This is a genomic window from Candidatus Brocadiaceae bacterium (assembly GCA_012728835.1).
Lineage (GTDB): Bacteria > Planctomycetota > Brocadiia > SM23-32 > SM23-32 > JAAYEJ01.
Genome location: JAAYEJ010000076.1, coordinates 1 through 1803 on the forward strand (window position 1 = coordinate 1; position 1803 = coordinate 1803).

Sequence of the window (1803 nt, forward strand, 5' to 3'; positions counted from 1 at the left end):
CTGGTGTGAACGTTCATTGAAGAACGGCGGGCGGGCGAGACGCCCGCCCCACAGCCGGCCGGAGGCCGGCGCTACGCGACGCGCCGGCGTCTCGCCGGCAGCCCGGTGTGAACGTTCATTGAAGAACGACGGGCGGGCGAGACGCCCGGCCCACAGCCGGCCGGAGGCCGGCGCTACGCGACGCGCCGGCTTGCGTGTGTGTGGCCTGGAGGGATGCCATCCTGCGCGTCCGCGTTGGATCAGGCCTCGCCGTCCAGTACGAGCAGCGCATCCGCCCAGTGGTCGGGACTTGAGAACGGCTGTGTGCCGGACGCGCGCAGGCTGCCGGCCGGGGACGCGTCGCCGGTCTCTGGATTGACCCAGACTGCGGAGACGGCGGAGCCTGCAAGCCTGTCCAGGTTGACCGAGAACGAAGTCGGTTCGGACAGGTAGACGACCGCCCAACGGCCGTCCCGATGGCGGGCGGCCAGGTGGAGCAGTCTGCCGTCGGTGCGGCCTCCCGAAGCCAGGATCGACTGATCGGGCACCATGAGCCACCACTCGGGCCGGGCCATGAAGAAGCGTTTCAGAATGCCCATCTGCACGGCGCCCGGGGCGTCCAGGGCCTCCCGCCACGTCGGCAGAACGCGCCAACTGTCGTTGTGCCCGTACGTGTGATGCGCGCCCGCAAGGTACGAGTAATACGCCTGTCGGCGAACCCAGAGCGGGCTGACCTCGAAGCCGTACTCCGACCCGGCCTCATAGGCGCCCTCGGCCATCAGGACGGGTTTGACCGGCCTCAGGTTGTAGTCGTGCGTCACCATCGGGCAGATCAACTGCACGTCCGCCCACGTCTGCATCGAGTTGAAGTCCAGCCAGTCCTCGTCGTGGATGAAGCTCGACGAGTAGGGCGAGGGATCGGGCTTGAAGGTGATGAGGTGGTTGCCGCCGTCACCCTCGTGCAGGCCGACGGCCAGTTCGCGCAGAACGGGGATGTACTCGTCCTCCGCGCGCGGCGTCATGGACCAGACGATCTGCGGGACGTCCCTGTAGCGCGTGGCCAGCCGGTGCGCCCAGGCGCGCGCATTCTCCGGCGTGAGGCGCTCTCGATATCGTTGGTGGTAGATCGTCATGGAGATTGCGAGATTGCACTCTCCGGCCATCCGCACCACGGTGTCGACGTCTCGGAAGTACTCCTCGTTCGGCGTCAGAGGGTCGTCGTTCAGCCAGGGCTTCTGTCCGCTGACGTTCGGCTGCGTGCCGTCGCCGACGCCGAGCAGCATGACCTGCACGAAGCGGAAGCCGTGCGCGGCCGTGCGCTCCAGGATCGTGCGAGCCTCCTCCGGCGTGTACTCCCGGAAGAGCTGCCACTGCGTGGTGCCGATCCAGAAGACCGGCGTGCCGTTGCCGTCGACGAAGTACCGCCCGTTCTCGCTCACGGCGACGGGGAACGCGACTTCCTGCGCCAGTGCCGGTGCACCGACCGCCGGCAGGGCGTCCGGCACCGCTGGAACCTGCCTCACCTTCTTGCCCATGGCGGCTGCTCCTCTCGCGTCCTGCAACGAAAGCGGGGGAGCCGAAGGTCCCCCGCCGGGCAATGCCTCCGGAAGCGTCTACCAGCGGAAGAATCGGTAGGGGTCGTCCCATTCCTCCGGAACGTCCAGGTAGAGGCCGTCCAGCCAGCGCTGTTCGCCCTCGCCGACCGGCGTCGCCCCGTCCGTCACGAGCGGAAGCTCGCGCGGATCGCGGTTGTGCACGTCCGCCGGCGAAACGCCGACCAGCGGCGAGTCGGTCCCGACCGCCTCGAAGCAGGAGGCGATGTGC

General features: G+C 68.6%; 2 protein-coding genes. Both read right to left on the minus strand.

All coding sequences use genetic code 11. The features are described from left to right. Nucleotides 1–239: 239 nt before the first annotated feature. Nucleotides 240–1514: a DUF4038 domain-containing protein gene (locus GXY85_12385; GenBank protein NLW51620.1), complete on the minus strand. Its 1275-nt coding sequence runs from the start codon at nucleotides 1512–1514 to the stop codon at nucleotides 240–242. Nucleotides 1515–1592: 78 nt separating this feature from the next. Then, on the minus strand, nucleotides 1593–1803 hold a 211-nt coding region (locus GXY85_12390), incomplete at its 5' end, for a hypothetical protein (protein ID NLW51621.1).

Bases quoted from the DNA above. Each gene is read 5' to 3' on its own strand.
- GXY85_12385 (NLW51620.1), bottom strand. From the start codon at position 1,514: ATGGGCAAGAAGGTGAGGCAGGTTCCAGCGGTGCCGGACGCCCTGCCG.